This is a genomic window from Agrobacterium sp. RAC06, from assembly GCF_001713475.1.
In the GTDB taxonomy this organism is placed as follows: Bacteria; Pseudomonadota; Alphaproteobacteria; order Rhizobiales; family Rhizobiaceae; genus Allorhizobium.
This window is the reverse complement of record NZ_CP016499.1, coordinates 1,064,253-1,080,727: the sequence shown is the minus strand read 5'-3', so window position 1 is coordinate 1,080,727 and position 16,475 is coordinate 1,064,253. Positions and strand designations below refer to the sequence as shown.

Genomic DNA, 16,475 nt, shown 5'->3' with positions numbered 1-16,475 from the left:
GCAACCCCTGCTTTCAATCGAAAATCGTGTCCCGGCGACATTTTCGGCCAAGTGGCTGTAACTGCTCATCCACAGGCGGCGTTAACCTTAACAAAGGGTTTACGTTGCGTGTTCGTGTCGAACAGGCCACCTTTTGCACGGGACAGACGTTAAAGGGTAGAGTGGTGACGGACGCTGGTTCACGGCCGGTAGCGACCATCATGATGATGGTATTTTTCTCGGGGTTGGCGCTCGATATCGCCGTCCCGGCTGCCGTGCTGTCCGTCATGGCTTCCCTGAAATGGCTGGTGGAAAACTGGCCGGCGGCAAATGATTTGTCGTTTGATCAAAAGGCGGAAACGGCATGAAGACACTTCTGCTCTTGTGGGCTTTGCCCATCACGATCCTCGGCGCCTGGTACGGTCTGTCCTACTACGACATGAGCTTCGGCATATTCATGCTGACGCGGGATGCCCATGATCTGGTCTTCCAGATCTATGGCAACGTCCTCGGCATTGCGCCTGAAACAATACCGCCGCTGGTGCTGCGCGCCATCATCGTCGACAGCCTCATCCTGTTCGCGATCATCGGCTTCCGCCGTCGCAAGCAGATCAGGGCCTGGTGGGCCGCCCGTCAGGCGAAGTCGGCGGAATTGTCCGAAGTGCGGGCAAGCCCTGAGAGCCTGTCGAGCGCCCCCTGAAGGATGAAGCTCGCCGCGGCGGAATCGATCCGCTCGCTGCGCTTTGCCCTGGAGACATCCATTTCCAGAAGCGCTCTTTCGGCCGCGACCGTCGACAGCCGCTCGTCCCAGTAGACGAAGGGGATGTCGGTCTTTTCCGACATCGAGCGCACGAAGGCCCGTGTCGCCTGGACGCGCGGGCCCGACGAGCCGTCCATGTTGACCGGCAGACCGATGACGAAGGCGACAATCTTCTCCTTCGCCGCAAAGGCGAGCAGAACCTCCGCGTCCTGCGTGAATTTCACCCGTTTGATAACAGGGCGAGGGGTGGCAAAGCGCCGGCCGAGATCGGAAGCCGAAAGCCCGATCGTCTTCGTGCCCAGGTCGAGCCCGGCAATGGCCTCGCCAGGTCTCAACCGTTCAGCCAGTTCCTCGATCGTCAGCGTGGCCATCTTGTCTTGCCGATCAACGCTTGCGTACGAATTCGGTTCTGAGCACCAGGCCCTTGATCCCGTCAAAGCGGCAGTCGATTTCCTCGGGATCATCCGTCAGTCTGATTGAGCGGATAACAGTGCCCTGCTTCAGCGTCTGGCCGGCACCCTTCACTTTGAGATCCTTGATCAGCACCACCGAATCGCCATCGGCAAGTTCGGTCCCGGAGGCGTCACGGGCGACGGGCTTGGCCGCGGCTGCCGCTGCAACTTCGGACGCCGGACGCCATTCGCCGGTCGCCTCGTCATACACGTAGTCGTCATCGGCCATGGTGGTTCCTTTCTTGCACTCAGCGCTACGGCTGTCATGCTGGTCGCTTAGACCAGCATAGGCATAGAAGCAACTCGGCGCGCCCGTTGCCGACGGAGCGGCTCGCCATATATTGCAGACCATATTCAAGGACCGGAGACTCAACGCATGAAAATCACCTGGCTCGGCCACGCCGCCTTCCGTCTCGATTCAGCCAAGGCATCGATCCTCATCGATCCCTTTCTGACCCACAATCCAGGCTTCGCCGGTCTCGACCGCAAGGAAATGACCAAGGGGGTCACGCATATTCTGCTCACCCACGGTCACGGCGACCATGTCGGCGATACGGTCCAGCTTGCCCAGGAAACCGGCGCGACCGTCCTCGCCAATGCCGATCTCGCCGCCTGGCTTGGCTCCAAGGGTGTCGACAAGCTGGAAATGGGCAATACCGGCGGTACCATCCATTTCGAGGGCTTCACGGTGACCTTCACCAACGCCCTGCATTCCTCCGCTCAGATCACCGAAGACGGCGTGTCGCACGCGCTTGGCAATGCCAACGGCTTGATGATGCATTTCGACGACGAAGCTTCGGTGCTCCACATGGGCGACACCGACATCTTTTCCGACATGAAGCTGATCCACGAATTGCATCAGCCCGATGTCGGCATCGTCCCGATCGGCGACCGTTTCACCATGGGCGGCGCGGTGGCGGCACTGGCCTGCCAGCGCTTCTTCGACTTCAAGACGGCGATACCCTGCCACTACGGCTCCTTCCCGATCATCGACCAGACGCCGGAGAAATTCGTCGCCGGCATGGATGGAACGCGCACCCGTGTGGCGACCCCGCAGGCCGGAACGGCCATCGAGGTCTGACAAACCCCGTTGCTTCGGCGCTTGACGGCCATTATAGCGAAGAAAACAGCTTATCCGGAGAATGCCATGTCTGTTGACCTCGCCACCGTCAAGCGCGTCGCGCGCCTTGCCCGCATCGCTGTCAGCGAGGAGGATGCTGCACGCATGACCGGGGAATTGAATGGCATTCTCGGTTTCGTCGAGCAGCTCGACGAAGTGGATGTGACCGGTGTCGAGCCGATGACCTCGGTCACCCCCATGGCCATGAAGAAGCGTGAAGACGTCGTCACCGACGGTAACAAGGCCGACGACATCGTCGCCAATGCGCCGGCCACCGATCGCAATTTCTTCCAGGTGCCGAAGGTCGTCGAATAAGACGCCGTCCGCATCCTAAGAGCGCCTCCCGTTTCTTGAGGGCCTGCCGGCCCGCCGACAGTTTGAAGTGAACCGACCATGAGCGAATTGATCAGCCTCACCATCGCCGAAGCCCGCGCGAAACTCGCCGCCAAGGAGATCAAGGCCGTCGAACTGACGGACGCCTATCTCGCCGCGATCGAGGGTGCGAATAACGATCTGAACGCCTATGTCGCCGTGACCCCGGATGTTGCCCGCGACATGGCGAAGGCATCCGACGCCCGCATCGCGGATGGCAAGGCCGGTGTGCTCGAAGGCATTCCGCTCGGCGTCAAGGATCTCTACGCCACCCGCGACGTGCATACCCAGGCCTGCAGCCACATCCTCGACGGCTTCAAGCCGAAGTATGAATCGACCGTGACCCAGAACCTCTGGGATGCCGGCGCTGTCATGCTCGGCAAGCTCAACATGGACGAATTCGCCATGGGCTCGTCGAACGAGAGCTCCTATTACGGTCCTGCCGTCAACCCGTGGAAGGCCAAGGGGTCGGATGAGAAGCTGGTTCCCGGCGGCTCCTCCGGTGGCTCTGCCGCAGCCGTTGCTGCGCATCTCTGCGCCGGTGCTACGGCAACCGACACCGGCGGCTCGATCCGCCAGCCGGCTGCTCTGACCGGCACCGTCGGCATCAAGCCGACTTACGGCCGCTGCTCGCGTTTCGGCATCGTCGCCTTTGCCTCGTCGCTCGATCAGGCCGGTCCCATCGCCCGCGACGTCCGCGATGCTGCGATCCTTCTGAAATCCATGGCCAGCGTTGACCCGAAGGATACGACTTCTGTCGACCTGCCGGTTCCGGACTACGAAAAGGCCATCGGCGGCTCGGTGAAGGGCATGAAGATCGGCATTCCCAAGGAATACCATATCGAAGGCATGTCGGAAGAGGTCCTGGCCCTCTGGCAACAGGGCATTGCCTGGCTCAAGGAGGCCGGCGCCGAGATCGTCGATATTTCCCTGCCGCACACGAAATACGCGCTGCCTGCCTATTACATCGTGGCACCCGCCGAAGCCTCGTCAAACCTCGCCCGCTATGACGGCGTTCGTTACGGTCTGCGCGTCGACGGCAAGGACATCGTCGACATGTACGAGAAGACGCGCGCGGCAGGCTTCGGCAAGGAAGTCCAGCGTCGCATCATGATCGGCACCTATGTGCTGTCCGCCGGCTACTACGACGCCTACTATCTGAAGGCCCAGAAGGTCCGCACGCTGATCAAGCGCGACTTCGAACTCGCTTTCGAAGCCGGCGTCGACGCAATCCTGACGCCGATCACGCCGTCGTCTGCCTTCGCGATCGGCGACAAGGAACTCGCGGCCGATCCGGTCAAGATGTATCAGCAGGACGTCTTCAGCATCACGCTCAACATGGCCGGTCTGCCGGGCATCTCTGTCCCCGCCGGCCTCGATGCCAAGGGCCTGCCACTCGGTCTTCAGGTCATCGGCAAGCCCTTCGAGGAGGAAACCCTCTTCAAGACGGCCCATGTCATCGAACAGGCTGCCGGCAAGTTCACGCCGGCCAAGTGGTGGTAAAGGACTTCGTCATCCGTGACATGACAGCGGCCGATGCGGATAGCGTCGGCCGTGTCGGTTTCGACGCCTGGGCCGCCAACCCCGTGCTGAATGCCTTCGGCGTCGACATGATGGTTCGCATTCGCCTGAGCTTCCGCCGTTTTGCCCAGGAGCATTACAGCCTGATCACCATCGGTGAACTCGGCGACGAAATTGCGGGCTGGATCGCCCGTGACGGTGCGCGCGACTACATCTCCGATCTTTGGGTCAGCCCCGCCCATCAGGGCCTCGGCATCGGCTCGGCGCTCGTCTCGAGGCTGCTGCGCGAGATGCGCGCCGAAGGTTTGAAACGCGCACGGATCGACACGCACGCCGCCAACGAAGCTGCGATCCGGCTCTACAAGGATCTGGGCTTCACCATCGTCTGGCGCGGCATGCAGCACTCGCCGTCCATGGGCATGGCGGTCGACAAGGTGAAGATGCAGCTGGTGTTTTAGCGCGAGCGCCGACGCTGGCTTTCCATATAGGCCTTCAATACCGCATTCATCCGCGTCTGATACCCCTTGCCCTGCTGTCGAAACCAGTCAAGCACGTCGCTATCGAGCCGAACCGTGATCTGCGTTTTAGCGGATGGTGTCACGAGGACGGCCGTCTCGAAGAACGCGTCATCGAGTTCCGGGATATCGCTGTAATCAATCTCTGCGTCCGGACGGGACTGAAGCTCCTTAATACGAGCGGCCGAGATGGTCATGATACTTTTGCCTTTCGCTGCGGTTCGCGAGACGGGCTGAGATGATGCGGGTGGTGCCGTCGCGGTCTGTATGTATGACGGCGATCACGATCAATCCCTGGATTGCGCCGATGCTCATGTAGCGGGTTTCACCATAATCGCGACGCCCATCGACGCCGGTCAGAACATCGCCCTCGAAGATCAGCCGGGCTTCCTCAAAGGAGATGCCGTGCTTGATCTGGTTGGTGATATTCTTCGCGGCGTCCCACTCGTAGTTCATGTTTAAGTGTAACTACGAATGTAGTGGCGGGCAAGAGTCTCGCGTCTAGCTCACCGGTTATCCAGCTCAGCCCTGACGAGCCTCAAGCCCCGTTCAGTTATGCGATAGGGCTTGCCCTGTTTCGAACTGATCGCCTTCAGGCGTTTCAGCCTGCGAAAGAGCTCGACGTCGAAGCCGGGATAGAGCCAGCCGTCGCGGGAGAAGCACAGGGCCTTCTCGATCTTGCGGCGGTCGTCGCGGTGAAGTTCGATCCAGCCGCCCTGGGCCATGAGATGAAGGATACGCTGATCCGTGCGTGAAATATCCATGTTGTGATGTCCGGAGAAGCGCGCTTGAAAACACGCATGAAAACGGGTCCGGCGCCTGAAGGCGTCGGGGCTTCGTTTTCTGGCCCTGGCCGATCGCTCCCTCGAAGGGGCGCGGGCAGGGCCTTTACCGGGTCTCGGACAAACCGAACATCAAAACTCCTGTAGACAGTGTTTTGATATCACGATGCGCTTTGCGGCGTCCATGACCGCAATGTCACACGCTCTGGCCAAGAATCATCACCGATGTTTTACTATTCTCAACGACGAGGTGAGGATGGTCACGATCCGCAAGGCACGAAAGGATGATGCAAGGCTGCTGACGGAGGTCGGCATGCGTGCCTGGCGCAAGGCCATGGCGTCCGTCGGCGAGGCGGAGGAAATGGCGGCCAATGCACGGGACGCTTTTGCGCGCTTCGCGGAAGATGGCTGGATCACCATTACCGTCGTCGAGGTCTCCGGTGTTCTCGCTGGCTGGGCCGCGCGCGAAGACATGGATGAGAACATCACCGATTTCTGGATCGAACCGGATCTGGAAGGCCAGGGGCTCGGCACTGCCTTGCTTGAGGCGGTCGAGGATGAACTCAGGGCACAAGGCATCCCGCTCGCCCGCCTTCAGACCCATGCGATGAACACCGATGCACTGAAGTTCTTCGAAAGAAAGGGCTATCAGGTGAACTGGCTTACCGTCAGCTACAATCCCAAGCTCGATCGCGATGTGCAGTCGGTCGGCCTGTCCAAGTTACTATCCGATGCTGGCGGCAGCGGCTATGGTCAGGAATTCTAGATGAGCCGTTCCAAAAGAAGAGCAGCCTCGTCCGCCGTATGAAGGACCGCGTCTGGAACGAGTGCAATCAGCAGGATGATAACAATGTGCAGCCCCGCCATCAGCGGCAACAGGACAGGAAAGGGCGCTTTCCGTGTCTTGTGACGCAGGAGCCGCTGGCAGGCAAAGGCGCCCAGGCCGCCACCGAGAACCGCAAGCAGGATGAGTGTGTCCTCGCGTACGCGCCACGCCGCTTGCGTGGCCGCAATCTTGTCGAAGGCATAGACGCAGAACACGATCCCGTTCCACAGGGCAAAGATCGCGAGAAGGGTGAGGACGGTGTCAGTTGGCATGGCGACCGAAGTCTAGCCAGTCATTGTGCCTTTTCCGTCAACGGAGGGGCGCTTTGCCAACATCCCACAAGTCTTGCACCTTCGGCCCAATTGCTCTACCTCACGAGACAACACGTCCACGCATGACACGAGCATCCGATGACCCTGGTAGACACCCGCACGCCCGATCCGAAACGCTTCATCCCCGGTGCCACCGGTGACTGGGAAGTCATCATCGGCATGGAAGTCCATGCCCAGGTGATGTCGAATTCCAAGCTGTTTTCCGGCGCCTCGACTGTCTTCGGCAATGCGCCGAATTCCAATGTCTCGCTGGTCGATGCCGCCATGCCCGGCATGCTGCCCGTCATAAACGAGGAATGCGTCGCCCAGGCCGTGCGCACCGGTCTCGGTCTGAAAGCCCAGATCAACAAGCGCTCGATCTTCGACCGCAAGAACTACTTCTATCCGGATCTGCCGCAGGGCTACCAGATCTCGCAGTTCAAGGACCCGATCGTCGGCGAGGGCAAGATCATCATCTCGCTCGGCCCCGACCGTCAGGGCCAGTTCGAGGATATCGAGATCGGCATCGAGCGCCTGCATCTGGAGCAGGATGCCGGCAAGTCGATGCACGACCAGCATCCGACCATGTCCTATGTCGACCTGAACCGCTCCGGCGTCGCTCTGATGGAAATCGTGTCGAAGCCCGACATGCGCTCCTCGGACGAAGCCAAGGCCTATATGACCAAGCTGCGCTCGATCGTGCGTTACCTCGGTACCTGCGACGGCAACATGGACGAAGGCTCGATGCGCGCCGACGTCAACGTCTCCGTGCGCAAGCCCGGCGGCGAATTCGGCACGCGTTGCGAAATCAAGAACGTCAACTCGATCCGTTTCATCGGCCAGGCCATCGAATATGAGGCCCGTCGCCAGATCGCGATCATCGAGGATGGCGGCACGATCGACCAGGAAACCCGTCTCTTCGATCCGGGCAAGGGCGAGACGCGCTCGATGCGCTCCAAGGAAGATGCGCATGACTATCGCTACTTCCCCGATCCGGACCTGCTGCCGCTCGAATTCGACGATGCCTTCGTCGAGGAGCTGAAGAAGTCGCTTCCCGAGCTGCCCGACGACAAGAAGGCGCGTTTCGTGGCGGAACTCGGCCTCTCCGTCTACGACGCCTCCGTGCTCGTCTCGGAAAAGGCGATCGCCGACTATTTCGAAGCCGTGGCCGAAGGCCGTGACGGCAAGACGGCCGCCAACTGGGTCATCAATGACCTGCTGGGCGCCTTGAACAAAGCCGGCAAAGCCATTGAAGAGACTCCCGTTTCGCCCGCTCAGCTCGGCGGCATCATCGACCTGATCAAGGCCGAGACCATATCCGGCAAGATCGCCAAGGACCTCTTCGAGATCGTATTCAACGAGGGCGGCGACCCGGCGGAAATCGTCGAGAGCCGCGGCATGAAGCAGGTGACCGACACCGGCGCCATCGAAAAGGCCGTCGACGAGATCATTGCCGCCAACCCTGACCAGGTCGCCAAGGTGCTGGCCAAGCCGACACTCGCCGGCTGGTTCGTCGGCCAGGTGATGAAGTCGACCGGCGGCAAGGCCAATCCGCAGGCTGTCCAGGCACTCGTTAAGGCCAAGCTCGGCATCGTCGAGGAGTAAGATCGGTGTTCTTCGTCCGCACGGCCAACGACCGGGATGTAGAACCGCTTCGCGCCTTGCTGACGCAGAGTTTCCACGCGACCTATGACCGGTTCTACGGACCGGCCAAGGTCGCCGAGCTGATCGCGGTCTGGCATTCGCCGGCCGAAATCAAGCGGCGCATTCACGTCGAAGGCGGCGAATATCTCGTCGCCGACGACGGCAAGCGGATCGGCGGCATGGCCTTCGCGGCCATCTCCGAGAAGCTGACCAAGACCGCCATTCTGCATCAGCTCTATGTCCACCCGGACCGTCAGCGCCAGGGCATCGGTCGCGATCTCTTCGCCGAGATCGAGACCTGCTTTCCGGATGCCGAGATCCTGCGGCTGGAAGTCGAGCCGCAGAATGCTGGCGCCATCGCCTTTTACCAGGCACATGACTTCGTCGAGGTCGACCGTACCAAGAATTGCGGCGGTCCCGACAGCGGGATCGAGGCTGTGATCATGGAAAAGCCGCTCAAGTGAGCGGCTTTTTTGTTGCTTGCGCGACAGTCAGTTGAACGGTGCTTCCGTCACCGTGCCATCTTCGTCGATCAGTTGCACGGCGGTGCATTCGATAAGCCCGTCCGCTTTGGCATTGCTGCAGGCAAGCTCTGCGGCCTTCAGCGCCAATTCCCTAGTCTGCCAGCCGCAGGAAAACTTGTGCCAGTGCGGTCCGCCATCGGCCATCATGAAGATGTCGACGCTCCAGTTGCCCGGGGAACAGACAGCATTTACCTCGCAGGCATCGACCGTTCCGCCGCCCTCGATGCACTGCTTGACGGCACAGTCGATGGCGCTGGCCGCATCCTTCTCCGCGCAGAGCCCCGAACTCATCTCCGGCGCCTGCACATAGGCAATCGCCTTGCGTCCGCCTTCCTGAGCTTCGGCCGCCATGGCAGAAAGAGTTACGCACAGAATTGTCACCAGCCGTCGCATCACTGTCATCAAGAAGTCCCCCGGGATCGCTATGGAGCACGAGACTAGTGCAACAGTGGGGGCGGCATGCAAGTCCAATCAGTGCAGATAAGAGAAGCCACCGAGAATGATCTGGAGGCGATCGTCTCCCTCTTTGCCGATGATCCGCTCGGCGGCCATGGCGACACGACCGATCCTGAGGCTTTGCCCAACTATCGCGCCGCATTCCGGAAGATTGCCGCGTCTCCAAACGAGACGCTTTATGTCGCGGAACTCCACGGTCAGGTGGTCGGCACCTTCCAGACGATGGTCACCACCACCCTGACAGCGCTCGGTTCTTCCTCGCTGATCATTGAAGCGGTTCAGACGCGGGCCGACATGCGGGGCAGGGGTATTGGCGCGGCCATGATCGACTTTGCCATTGAGCATGCCCGCGAAACCGGCATGCGCCTCGTCCAGCTGACTTCGAACGCCGTGCGCAAGGATGCCCATCGCTTCTACGAACGGCTCGGCTTCACGCCTTCCCATATCGGCTTCAAGCTGAAGCTGAAATGACGGGGGTGCGACGGGGAATCACTGGACAACAGCCGGTCGAGGCGGCATAAGCGAGACAGGTTCGACAAGGCCGTTCTGCGGCCTGCGTTAATTGCCCAAGGATACACGATGAAGCAGTTTCTCTTGCAGATCTTCACCTGGTGGAACGGCCAGACCATGGGCACCCGTTTCTTCACCTGGCGTCACGGCAAGCGCGTCGGCGAAGACGAGTTCGGCAATGTCTATTACGAAGGTCCGATGACGAGCTGGGGTCAACCGAAGCGCTGGGTAATCTATAGCGGTTACGCCGAAGCCTCGAAGATCGCCTCCGGCTGGCACGGCTGGATGCATTACCGCACCGATACCCCGCCGTCGAAGGAAGACTACAAGCCGCGCGAATGGGAAAAGGCGCATCGCCCGAACCAGACCGGCACGGCTGCTGCCTATCGCCCGCAGGGCTCGATTTCCGCCACCGGCGAGCGTCCGCGCGTCACCGGCGACTATGATGCCTGGACGCCGGGCAGCTGATACCCGATTTGGCCATAATCCGGCATTAGGGCCTCTATCGTGAGGCCCTTCTTGTATCTGGCATACGGTCGAGATGGGCAAGAGGATCGATGAAAGCGAGCGGGACGATGAAGTTGAGTGCATGGGCATGGGCCATTCCGGTTGTCGGGCTTGCCGCCGCGGCGTCGCTTGGTCTTGCCGGCAAGGCTGATGCCGCCCGCCTCGAAAATCCCGTCGCTGAGTTTTCTGGTATCGACAAGATCACCGGCCGCATCACCACCTTCGACGTCTATGTCAACGAAACTGTCCAGTTCGGCGCCCTCCAGGTGACGCCCAAGGTCTGCTATTCGCGTGACGAGACGGAAGCGCAGAAGATCGACGCCTTTATCGAGGTCGACGAAATCACGCTCGACCGCAAGATCCGCCGCATCTTTTCCGGCTGGATGTTTGCTGACAGCCCGGCGCTGAATGCCGTCGAGCACCCGATTTATGACGTCTGGCTGACCGGCTGCAAGGTCGAGTCGGAAGTCCCGCCACCACCGGGTGTCGAGGCTGTCGCCAAGCCCGCGCCGGAACCCGCAAAGACTGCTGATGCCGTTACGCCGGCACCGACCGCAGCCTCCGCGCAGCCGGGTGCGGCAGTCACGGATCCGTCTCAGGCCACCGGTCCGGGTGCAGATCCCAACCAGACCGCCCTGCCGCCACTCGACGCACCGGTGGAAGTCCCCAATGAGGTTTTCGGAGGCGCGCTGCCGGAGCAGGACGGTCTGCAGCAGGACGATCTCATTCCGGGCGGCCAGCCGCTGCCGCCACCGACCCAGGTGACACCGCCTCCGGGCGTTGGTCTCTTCTGAGGCGATTAAGGTCGGTCAAATCAGACACGATAGCTGTGCTTCCAGACGACCGGGCGCCGCGCCTGCTTTTCCCGAAATGTGGTCTCCTCTGCTTGGGCGGTGCCCGACTTCGACAAGAGTGTGACCTGAGAACAGGGAGGCACCGGGAAACGACAGCGCCTCCCTGCGGGCGCCTCGACGGCGAGACGCTTCGCGGTTGACATCCTCACCAATAGGGAGAACAAGAGGTGAACGAACAGGAGTTCACAACCATGTCTCTCTCTGAAAAATTCATCGTCCTTCCTTTCAAGAAGAACCGCGGGAATATCGTGCCCGGCGAAATGCGACAGGCCTCCAGTGCCGCCGCCGCGGAGAAAATCGCCACCGCCATGTCCGCCCGCCACCTCGGTGTCGCCGCCTATTCCATTCAGGTCGACGAGGAGAGCGGCGACATGAACAGTCCCAAGCTGATCATCGCCTTCGGCGAAACCGCAGACCTGACCGTGAACTGACAGAGCCTTCACGTATCCCAGAGTGACGTTTCTGGGTTGCTAGTTGTCGTTTTTGATAGCAAGGATTCAGCCGGATACTTTCTTTTTCAATTGGACCAATATTTGAAATGACTGACCCTGTGATGCGGTCCACAACGACGGCTGGTGCCGTTGACAGCATGGTTGGCGAACTGACGGCGGCTGATCCGCTATTGGTCGGCAACGATGCGCTTCTCGCGGCGGTCCTGAGTGGCTGCGGCGACTGCATCAAGGTGCTCGATCTCCAGGGTCGCTTGCAATTCATGAGCGAAGGCGGCAAGCGGGTCATGGAAGTCGACGATTTCGCGCCGCTCAAGGGCTGCCCCTGGCCGGACCTCTGGAGTGGCGATGGCAACACCGCCGCCAGACAGGCCGTGGAAGCGGCCATTGCCGGAAAGCCGTCCCGCTTCGTGGGTGAAGCGAACACCGTGAAGGGCAATAGCCGCTTCTGGGATGTTCAGGTGGCACCGATTTTCAACGTCGATGGCAGCCCCTCCCATATCCTGTCGATATCCAAGGACATCTCGGACGTCACCGACGCCCGGCAGCGGCTGGAGCTTTTGAACGGTGAACTGCAACACCGCATTAAGAATACGCTCGCCGTGGTTAGCGCTATCGCGCGTCAGACGCTGAAAGGCGACGATATCCGCGATCGCCGTGATGCCTTTACCGGCCGCTTGCAGGCGCTCGCCGAGGCCAATGACATGATTTCGACGAAGGCCCTCCAGGATGCGCCGATCCGTGCCGTGGTCGAAAACGCGCTGCGCCCGCATGTGCAGAGCGAGCAGCGGTTCTCGATTTCCGGTCACGATCTCGACCTGACCGCCAAACACGCACTGACGGTGGCGCTGACCATCCACGAGCTTGCCACCAACGCGACGAAATATGGCGCGCTCTCTGATGGCAATGGCAAGATTGACATTCGCTGGCAGGTCGATCGCAAGGCTGACAATCCCAACGAAGCTTTCCACTTCGTCTGGCAGGAAAGTGGTGGGCCGCATGTGCATGAGCCAAAGACGCAAGGCTTTGGCTCTAAGCTCATCTCGCGCATCTTCGCTGCCGATTTCGCCGGACAGGTCAGCGTCGAATACCACCCGACAGGCCTCGTCTGCACGATGAGGGCGCCGATCCCGCAATAAGCGGGGATCATGACGACTCGCAAGCTGCCGGCTGACCCGCTCTGACGGGCGCGCGAGAGTCATGGCCGCAGGCGACGGCGAAGCGGGCCTTTGAAGAGATGAGCGAAGAGAGCAAGATCGGCGTCGCCAAGATCGTCGCAGCTAGGCGTGGTTGAGGCGAGCCTCTAGCACAAGGTCAGCCACATTACCCCGCCATAGGTGATCAGCGTCGCCACCAGGGCGGCCGCCTGCAGCATTCCGCCGATCTTGTGCAGCAGCCGTACCTCATCGGTTTGCGGCTCTGTGAGTGCCCTGGTCGCAAACCAGTGTAGCCCACCGATCAGCGCCAAAACAATGACGAGCATCACCGCCAGCAAAAGTCGCAGCGCCGAGGTCGGGCCGACATCGATCTGGTGCCAGCCGAGATGGCATCCTGTCGCCTGCACCCCATAGAGAAGCAGGAAGGCACCTGACCAGATCACGAAGCCTGTGAGCAGCAGGACGAACGGGGATACTTTCATCTCATCGCCCTCCGATCCCGGTCAGGCTCTGCAACACGAAGGGGAAGGCGAGCCCGATCAGACCGGCAACGGCGGTATAGTCGTGCCACAGCCGCCCGATCCGCAGATCGAGCATGCGTGACGGCCCGATATACCCGCTGTTCCAGCGCCACAGACCGTAGATCGCCAGCACCGCGCCGATCGCCGCATGCAGCCCGACGTAAACGGCCACGGCGAAGGCGGCCGCAGAGGCAGCATGCCCGGTTGGCGCCGGGATCGACATCAGCAGTACCGCGACCGCGCCGACGCTGATCATATGTGCGACAAGCGTCACCGCGAGGCTCGTGACCGTCCGACCGGCCTGACCATTGGCGAACCGTCCGGCGATGGCGGCTGTGACGAGCGTGCCAGCACCGATCAGCGACGGTAGAACGAAGGTGAAGTCGAGATCCAGCGGCGGCCAGTTGGGGGCGGATAGCCAGAGGAAGAGGGCGCCGAAGACCAGTGACGTGTAGAGCGTCGCATTGGCGGCGAGCGCAAAGACCACGGCCCACCACGAGGGCGGTTGCGCCACTTCCTGGTGATGCAGAGCCCGCTCGCCGCGCCCGACTTCCAGCGGGCCGACATCCTGCTTCAGCCCCGTCGCCGGCGTCCAGAGGAAGAAGAGGATGACGACCGCGATGAAGGCGACGGGTGTGAACCAGTAGATCTTGGCGAGCAGACTGGCGAAGAAGGCGGCCGTCGCGATCGCCGTCCAGAGCGGCAGATAGGTCGGGCGGGGCAGTACGACCACATGGTCGAGGCGACCGCTCACCATGTCGACGGTCAGCGTTTCCATCCAGCCATTGCGCATGAAGCCGAGATAGCCCCGTCCGGCGGCGAGCTCCGGACCGAGGCTGCGCGGCGCGAGCGCATCGGCGCGGGTGTCGATGTGTGGCAACGAGCCGAAATTATAGGACGGCGGCGGCGTGGGCGTCGCCCATTCCAGCGTGCCGGCTTCCCAAGGGTCACGACGGAATGGCCGGCCATGGCGAATGAGCATGATCAGGTCGAGAGCCACCAGCGCAAAACCGATCGTCATCACGAAGCTGCCGACCGAGGAGATGAAGTTCAAGACCTCCCAGCCGGCGGCCTGTGGGTATTCGAAGACCCGGCGCGGCATGCCGCGCAGGCCCGTCAGATGCATGATGAAGAAGGTGACGTTGAAGCCGATGAAGATCAGCCAGAAGGCTGGCTTCGACAGATGCTGCACGGGCTGGCGCCCGGTGATGTGCGGCAGCCAGTAATAGGCGGCCGCCATCATCGGAAAGACGAAGCCGCCGACCAGCACGTAATGCAGATGCGCCACGACGAAGTGTGTGTCATGCGCCTGCCAGTCGAAGGGCACCATGGCCAGCATGACGCCGGTCAGACCTCCCGCCACGAAGACGAAGAAGAAGCCGAAGACATGCAGCATGGGGATGGAATAGCGGGGCCTGCCATGCGCCATGGTGGCAAGCCAGGCGAAGATCTGGATGCCGGTGGGGATGGCAACCAGCGCACTGGCCGCCGAGAAGAAAGAGAGCGCTACATGCGGAATGCCCACCGTATACATGTGGTGCACCCAGAGCCCGAAGGACAGGAAAGCCATGGCGACGATCGCCGCAACTATCAGACCGTAGCCCTCTAGCCGGGTGCGACACAGAACCGGAATGATGGTCGATAGCGCGCCGGCCGCGGGCAGGAAGATGATGTAGACCTCCGGATGGCCGAACAGCCAGAACAGGTGCTGCCAGAGCAGCGGATCGCCGCCGCGTGTAGGGTCGAAGAAGGGCAGGTCGAAGGCCCGCTCCACCTCCAGCAGAATGGAGCCGAGGATCAGCGGCGGGAAGCCGATGATCATCATCGCCGCGACAACCAGCATGTACCACGCGAAGATCGGCATCCGGGTGAGCGACATGCCCGGTGACCGGAGCTTGAGGATCGTCACCATGATCTCGATCGCCGCCGACAGCGCCGAGATCTCGACGAAGGTGATGCCGAGCAGCCAGACATCGGCATTGATCCCCGGCGAATAGGGCCGCGAGGAGAGCGGCGTATACATGAACCAGCCGCCATCTGGGGCAATGCCGAAGAGGAGGGCTGCGACCAGGAAGGTGCCGCCAAACAGGTAGCACCAGTAGCCATAGGCAGACATGCGCGGAAAGGCGAGATCGCGGGCGCCGAGCATCTTCGGCAGGAGATAGATCGCCAGGCCCTCGAAGAAGGGGATGGCGAACAGGAACATCATGATGACGCCATGCATCGTGAAGACCTGGGCATATTGGGCGGCATCGAGGAAGGCGCTGTTGGTCGAGGCGAGCTGTGCCCGGATCAGCATGGCCAGTACGCCGCCGATCGCGAAGAACACGAGTGCCGTCACCATGAAGCGCTTGCCGACAACGGTGTGGTTCACCGCCGACAGCCTCTCGAGGCCATGGCCCGAGCCCCAGACGGCGTCGAGCTCATGGTGCAGTCGGATCGCCGTTTCCGGTGTCTGATAGCCCGTCTCGGGTCTGGCATCGTTCATGGTGCGGACACTCCTGCGGACAGTGCTGTGAGACGTTGGCGATAGGTTTCGGGCGGATGGGCTTCGACGGTGAAGCGCATGCCGGCATGGCCGTTGCCGCAATATTCGGCGCAGATGCCGCCATAGCGGCCCGGCACATCGGCCCGGATGCGCACGACCGTCTCATGCCCAGGCACGGCATCGATCTTGCCGGCGAGCCTCGGTATCCAGAAACTGTGCACGACATCGGCACTGGTGACCCGCACCTCCACCACGCCGCCGGCCGGAATATGCAAGGTCCCGTCGGTACTGACATCATCCCCGAGATCCGGATAGCGGAAGCCCCAATGCCACATGGCGCCATGCGCCTCGATACGGGCGACCACCGGCTCGTTCTGCCAGGCGCCGATCAGATATTCCCCCTGCGCCATGCCATAGGTCATCAGCGCGATCAGCATGGGAACAGGCAGGAATAGCCCGCCGGCGATCATCCAGCCCTTGGGTGAAAGGCTGCGTCCGAAGCCGGGCCTGAAGAAAACGAGGCCGAGAAGCCCGAGCACGAGCGAAAGGATCAATCCGGCCCCGAAAAGCATGATCCACCAGAGGTCGGCGATCGCGCCTGCATAAGGCCCTGCGGGATCAAGCGCTGAGAGATCGCCGGAACAGGAAGTGAGAAACAGCGCGCCCAGAGAGAGCGGCGCAAGGCGATGGAACATTCCGCCGATCACAGGCCTTTTCCCCGCAAACG

23 protein-coding genes and 1 pseudogene are annotated in these 16,475 nt (G+C 61.5%); 14 read left to right on the top strand and 10 right to left on the bottom strand.

What is annotated here, in order from left to right; translation table 11 throughout:
- The first annotated feature begins 164 nt into the window (after window positions 1–164).
- Together BSY240_RS05215 and BSY240_RS05210 are read left to right on the top strand one after the other, a co-directional pair.
- Entirely contained in the window at window positions 165–347 is a 183-nt protein-coding gene (locus BSY240_RS05215) for a hypothetical protein (RefSeq protein ID WP_236759315.1), read from the top strand.
- Window positions 344–679: a DUF6105 family protein gene (locus tag BSY240_RS05210; protein WP_054150657.1), complete on the top strand. Its 336-nt coding sequence runs from the start codon at window positions 344–346 to the stop codon at window positions 677–679. The genes BSY240_RS05215 and BSY240_RS05210 overlap by 4 nt, the downstream gene beginning before the upstream one ends.
- Here the strand turns inward: BSY240_RS05210 and ruvX are convergent.
- Both ruvX and BSY240_RS05200 read right to left on the bottom strand, forming a co-directional pair.
- Window positions 613–1,110 (bottom strand): Holliday junction resolvase RuvX, encoded by a 498-nt coding sequence (gene ruvX / locus BSY240_RS05205; protein ID WP_069041610.1) that lies wholly within the window; start codon window positions 1,108–1,110, stop codon window positions 613–615. The genes BSY240_RS05210 and ruvX overlap by 67 nt on opposite strands.
- Window positions 1,111–1,123: 13 nt before the next feature.
- Window positions 1,124–1,420, bottom strand: coding sequence for an alkylphosphonate utilization protein (locus BSY240_RS05200; RefSeq protein ID WP_054150659.1), 297 nt, complete (start codon window positions 1,418–1,420; stop codon window positions 1,124–1,126).
- Between the two features lie 147 nt (window positions 1,421–1,567).
- Between BSY240_RS05200 and BSY240_RS05195 the strand changes: the two genes are divergently transcribed.
- From BSY240_RS05195 to BSY240_RS05180, 4 genes are all read left to right on the top strand, one after another.
- Window positions 1,568–2,272: a metal-dependent hydrolase gene (locus BSY240_RS05195; protein ID WP_069041609.1), complete on the top strand. Its 705-nt coding sequence runs from the start codon at window positions 1,568–1,570 to the stop codon at window positions 2,270–2,272.
- Window positions 2,273–2,338: 66 nt separating this feature from the next.
- Window positions 2,339–2,626 carry an Asp-tRNA(Asn)/Glu-tRNA(Gln) amidotransferase subunit GatC gene (gene gatC, locus BSY240_RS05190; protein WP_054150661.1) on the top strand — a complete coding sequence of 96 codons (288 nt, stop codon included), beginning with the start codon at window positions 2,339–2,341 and terminating at the stop codon, window positions 2,624–2,626.
- A 78-nt stretch (window positions 2,627–2,704) separates the two neighbouring features.
- Entirely contained in the window at window positions 2,705–4,186 is a 1,482-nt protein-coding gene (gatA, locus tag BSY240_RS05185; protein ID WP_054150662.1) for an Asp-tRNA(Asn)/Glu-tRNA(Gln) amidotransferase subunit GatA, read from the top strand.
- Window positions 4,180–4,662, top strand: coding sequence for a GNAT family N-acetyltransferase (locus tag BSY240_RS05180; RefSeq protein ID WP_083229559.1), 483 nt, complete (start codon window positions 4,180–4,182; stop codon window positions 4,660–4,662). The genes gatA and BSY240_RS05180 overlap by 7 nt, the downstream gene beginning before the upstream one ends.
- On the opposite strand, the gene BSY240_RS05175 is transcribed toward BSY240_RS05180, so the two are convergent.
- The 3 genes from BSY240_RS05175 to BSY240_RS05165 are packed head-to-tail and all read right to left on the bottom strand — an operon-like array spanning window position 4,659 to window position 5,483.
- The gene (locus tag BSY240_RS05175; RefSeq protein WP_069041608.1) at window positions 4,659–4,916 is read right to left on the bottom strand and encodes a BrnA antitoxin family protein; all 258 of its coding nucleotides are present in this window, start codon (window positions 4,914–4,916) and stop codon (window positions 4,659–4,661) included. The genes BSY240_RS05180 and BSY240_RS05175 overlap by 4 nt on opposite strands.
- Window positions 4,891–5,175, bottom strand: a complete 285-nt coding sequence (locus tag BSY240_RS05170; protein ID WP_069041607.1) for a BrnT family toxin — start codon at window positions 5,173–5,175, stop codon at window positions 4,891–4,893. The genes BSY240_RS05175 and BSY240_RS05170 overlap by 26 nt, the downstream gene beginning before the upstream one ends.
- 50 nt (window positions 5,176–5,225) lie before the next feature.
- Window positions 5,226–5,483 (bottom strand): YjhX family toxin, encoded by a 258-nt coding sequence (locus tag BSY240_RS05165; protein WP_069041606.1) that lies wholly within the window; start codon window positions 5,481–5,483, stop codon window positions 5,226–5,228.
- 274 nt (window positions 5,484–5,757) lie between these two features.
- Between BSY240_RS05165 and BSY240_RS05160 the strand changes: the two genes are divergently transcribed.
- Complete coding sequence (locus tag BSY240_RS05160) at window positions 5,758–6,267, top strand: GNAT family N-acetyltransferase (protein ID WP_069041605.1); 510 nt, start codon at window positions 5,758–5,760, stop codon at window positions 6,265–6,267.
- On the opposite strand, the gene BSY240_RS05155 is transcribed toward BSY240_RS05160, so the two are convergent.
- Entirely contained in the window at window positions 6,264–6,599 is a 336-nt protein-coding gene (locus BSY240_RS05155; protein ID WP_069041604.1) for a DUF1294 domain-containing protein, read from the bottom strand. The genes BSY240_RS05160 and BSY240_RS05155 overlap by 4 nt on opposite strands.
- Before the next feature lie 138 nt (window positions 6,600–6,737).
- Between BSY240_RS05155 and gatB the strand changes: the two genes are divergently transcribed.
- Both gatB and BSY240_RS05145 read left to right on the top strand, forming a co-directional pair.
- The gene (gene gatB / locus BSY240_RS05150) at window positions 6,738–8,243 is read left to right on the top strand and encodes an Asp-tRNA(Asn)/Glu-tRNA(Gln) amidotransferase subunit GatB (RefSeq protein ID WP_069041603.1); all 1,506 of its coding nucleotides are present in this window, start codon (window positions 6,738–6,740) and stop codon (window positions 8,241–8,243) included.
- 5 nt (window positions 8,244–8,248) lie between these two features.
- Complete coding sequence (locus BSY240_RS05145; RefSeq protein WP_069041602.1) at window positions 8,249–8,746, top strand: GNAT family N-acetyltransferase; 498 nt, start codon at window positions 8,249–8,251, stop codon at window positions 8,744–8,746.
- A 27-nt stretch (window positions 8,747–8,773) separates the two neighbouring features.
- Here BSY240_RS05145 and BSY240_RS05140 read toward each other — a convergent pair whose 3' ends face one another.
- Window positions 8,774–9,208 (bottom strand): hypothetical protein, encoded by a 435-nt coding sequence (locus BSY240_RS05140; RefSeq protein ID WP_150127404.1) that lies wholly within the window; start codon window positions 9,206–9,208, stop codon window positions 8,774–8,776.
- Window positions 9,209–9,265: 57 nt separating this feature from the next.
- Here BSY240_RS05140 and BSY240_RS05135 point away from each other — a divergent pair, with 57 nt between their 5' ends.
- From BSY240_RS05135 to BSY240_RS05115, 5 genes and pseudogenes are all read left to right on the top strand, one after another.
- Window positions 9,266–9,733 (top strand): GNAT family N-acetyltransferase, encoded by a 468-nt coding sequence (locus tag BSY240_RS05135; protein ID WP_069041600.1) that lies wholly within the window; start codon window positions 9,266–9,268, stop codon window positions 9,731–9,733.
- A 108-nt stretch (window positions 9,734–9,841) separates the two neighbouring features.
- Complete coding sequence (locus tag BSY240_RS05130; RefSeq protein WP_054150672.1) at window positions 9,842–10,240, top strand: NADH:ubiquinone oxidoreductase subunit NDUFA12; 399 nt, start codon at window positions 9,842–9,844, stop codon at window positions 10,238–10,240.
- 107 nt (window positions 10,241–10,347) lie between these two features.
- Window positions 10,348–10,782: pseudogene (locus tag BSY240_RS24325) on the top strand (DUF2155 domain-containing protein); the annotation flags it as partial.
- 542 nt (window positions 10,783–11,324) lie between these two features.
- Entirely contained in the window at window positions 11,325–11,564 is a 240-nt protein-coding gene (locus tag BSY240_RS05120; protein ID WP_054150675.1) for a hypothetical protein, read from the top strand.
- Between the two features lie 122 nt (window positions 11,565–11,686).
- The gene (locus BSY240_RS05115) at window positions 11,687–12,721 is read left to right on the top strand and encodes a sensor histidine kinase (RefSeq protein ID WP_069041599.1); all 1,035 of its coding nucleotides are present in this window, start codon (window positions 11,687–11,689) and stop codon (window positions 12,719–12,721) included.
- Window positions 12,722–12,885: 164 nt separating this feature from the next.
- Here the strand turns inward: BSY240_RS05115 and BSY240_RS05110 are convergent, their stop codons facing one another.
- From BSY240_RS05110 to coxB, 3 genes are read right to left on the bottom strand one after another with little or no spacing between them, the layout of a single operon-like run.
- Window positions 12,886–13,221 (bottom strand): hypothetical protein, encoded by a 336-nt coding sequence (locus tag BSY240_RS05110; RefSeq protein ID WP_069041598.1) that lies wholly within the window; start codon window positions 13,219–13,221, stop codon window positions 12,886–12,888.
- Between the two features lies 1 nt (window position 13,222).
- Entirely contained in the window at window positions 13,223–15,748 is a 2,526-nt protein-coding gene (ctaD, locus tag BSY240_RS05105) for a cytochrome c oxidase subunit I (protein ID WP_069041597.1), read from the bottom strand.
- Window positions 15,745–16,443, bottom strand: a complete 699-nt coding sequence (coxB, locus tag BSY240_RS05100) for a cytochrome c oxidase subunit II (protein ID WP_069043834.1) — start codon at window positions 16,441–16,443, stop codon at window positions 15,745–15,747. The genes ctaD and coxB overlap by 4 nt, the downstream gene beginning before the upstream one ends.
- Between the last annotated feature and the right edge of the window lie 32 nt (window positions 16,444–16,475).

Excerpts from the sequence above, each read along its gene's own strand:
- BSY240_RS05210 (WP_054150657.1), top strand. The coding sequence starts at position 344 with ATGAAGACACTTCTGCTCTTGTGGGCTTTGCCCATCACGATCCTCGGC.
- ruvX (WP_069041610.1), bottom strand. The coding sequence starts at position 1,110 with ATGGCCACGCTGACGATCGAGGAACTGGCTGAACGGTTGAGACCTGGC.
- BSY240_RS05200 (WP_054150659.1), bottom strand. The coding sequence starts at position 1,420 with ATGGCCGATGACGACTACGTGTATGACGAGGCGACCGGCGAATGGCGT.
- BSY240_RS05195 (WP_069041609.1), top strand. The coding sequence starts at position 1,568 with ATGAAAATCACCTGGCTCGGCCACGCCGCCTTCCGTCTCGATTCAGCC.
- gatC (WP_054150661.1), top strand. The coding sequence starts at position 2,339 with ATGTCTGTTGACCTCGCCACCGTCAAGCGCGTCGCGCGCCTTGCCCGC.
- gatA (WP_054150662.1), top strand. The coding sequence starts at position 2,705 with ATGAGCGAATTGATCAGCCTCACCATCGCCGAAGCCCGCGCGAAACTC.
- BSY240_RS05175 (WP_069041608.1), bottom strand. The coding sequence starts at position 4,916 with ATGACCATCTCGGCCGCTCGTATTAAGGAGCTTCAGTCCCGTCCGGAC.
- BSY240_RS05170 (WP_069041607.1), bottom strand. The coding sequence starts at position 5,175 with ATGAACTACGAGTGGGACGCCGCGAAGAATATCACCAACCAGATCAAG.
- BSY240_RS05165 (WP_069041606.1), bottom strand. The coding sequence starts at position 5,483 with ATGGATATTTCACGCACGGATCAGCGTATCCTTCATCTCATGGCCCAG.
- BSY240_RS05160 (WP_069041605.1), top strand. The coding sequence starts at position 5,758 with ATGGTCACGATCCGCAAGGCACGAAAGGATGATGCAAGGCTGCTGACG.
- BSY240_RS05155 (WP_069041604.1), bottom strand. The coding sequence starts at position 6,599 with ATGCCAACTGACACCGTCCTCACCCTTCTCGCGATCTTTGCCCTGTGG.
- gatB (WP_069041603.1), top strand. The coding sequence starts at position 6,738 with ATGACCCTGGTAGACACCCGCACGCCCGATCCGAAACGCTTCATCCCC.
- BSY240_RS05140 (WP_150127404.1), bottom strand. The coding sequence starts at position 9,208 with ATGACAGTGATGCGACGGCTGGTGACAATTCTGTGCGTAACTCTTTCT.
- BSY240_RS05135 (WP_069041600.1), top strand. The coding sequence starts at position 9,266 with ATGCAAGTCCAATCAGTGCAGATAAGAGAAGCCACCGAGAATGATCTG.
- BSY240_RS05130 (WP_054150672.1), top strand. The coding sequence starts at position 9,842 with ATGAAGCAGTTTCTCTTGCAGATCTTCACCTGGTGGAACGGCCAGACC.
- BSY240_RS05120 (WP_054150675.1), top strand. The coding sequence starts at position 11,325 with ATGTCTCTCTCTGAAAAATTCATCGTCCTTCCTTTCAAGAAGAACCGC.
- BSY240_RS05115 (WP_069041599.1), top strand. The coding sequence starts at position 11,687 with ATGCGGTCCACAACGACGGCTGGTGCCGTTGACAGCATGGTTGGCGAA.
- BSY240_RS05110 (WP_069041598.1), bottom strand. The coding sequence starts at position 13,221 with ATGAAAGTATCCCCGTTCGTCCTGCTGCTCACAGGCTTCGTGATCTGG.
- ctaD (WP_069041597.1), bottom strand. The coding sequence starts at position 15,748 with ATGAACGATGCCAGACCCGAGACGGGCTATCAGACACCGGAAACGGCG.
- coxB (WP_069043834.1), bottom strand. The coding sequence starts at position 16,443 with ATGTTCCATCGCCTTGCGCCGCTCTCTCTGGGCGCGCTGTTTCTCACT.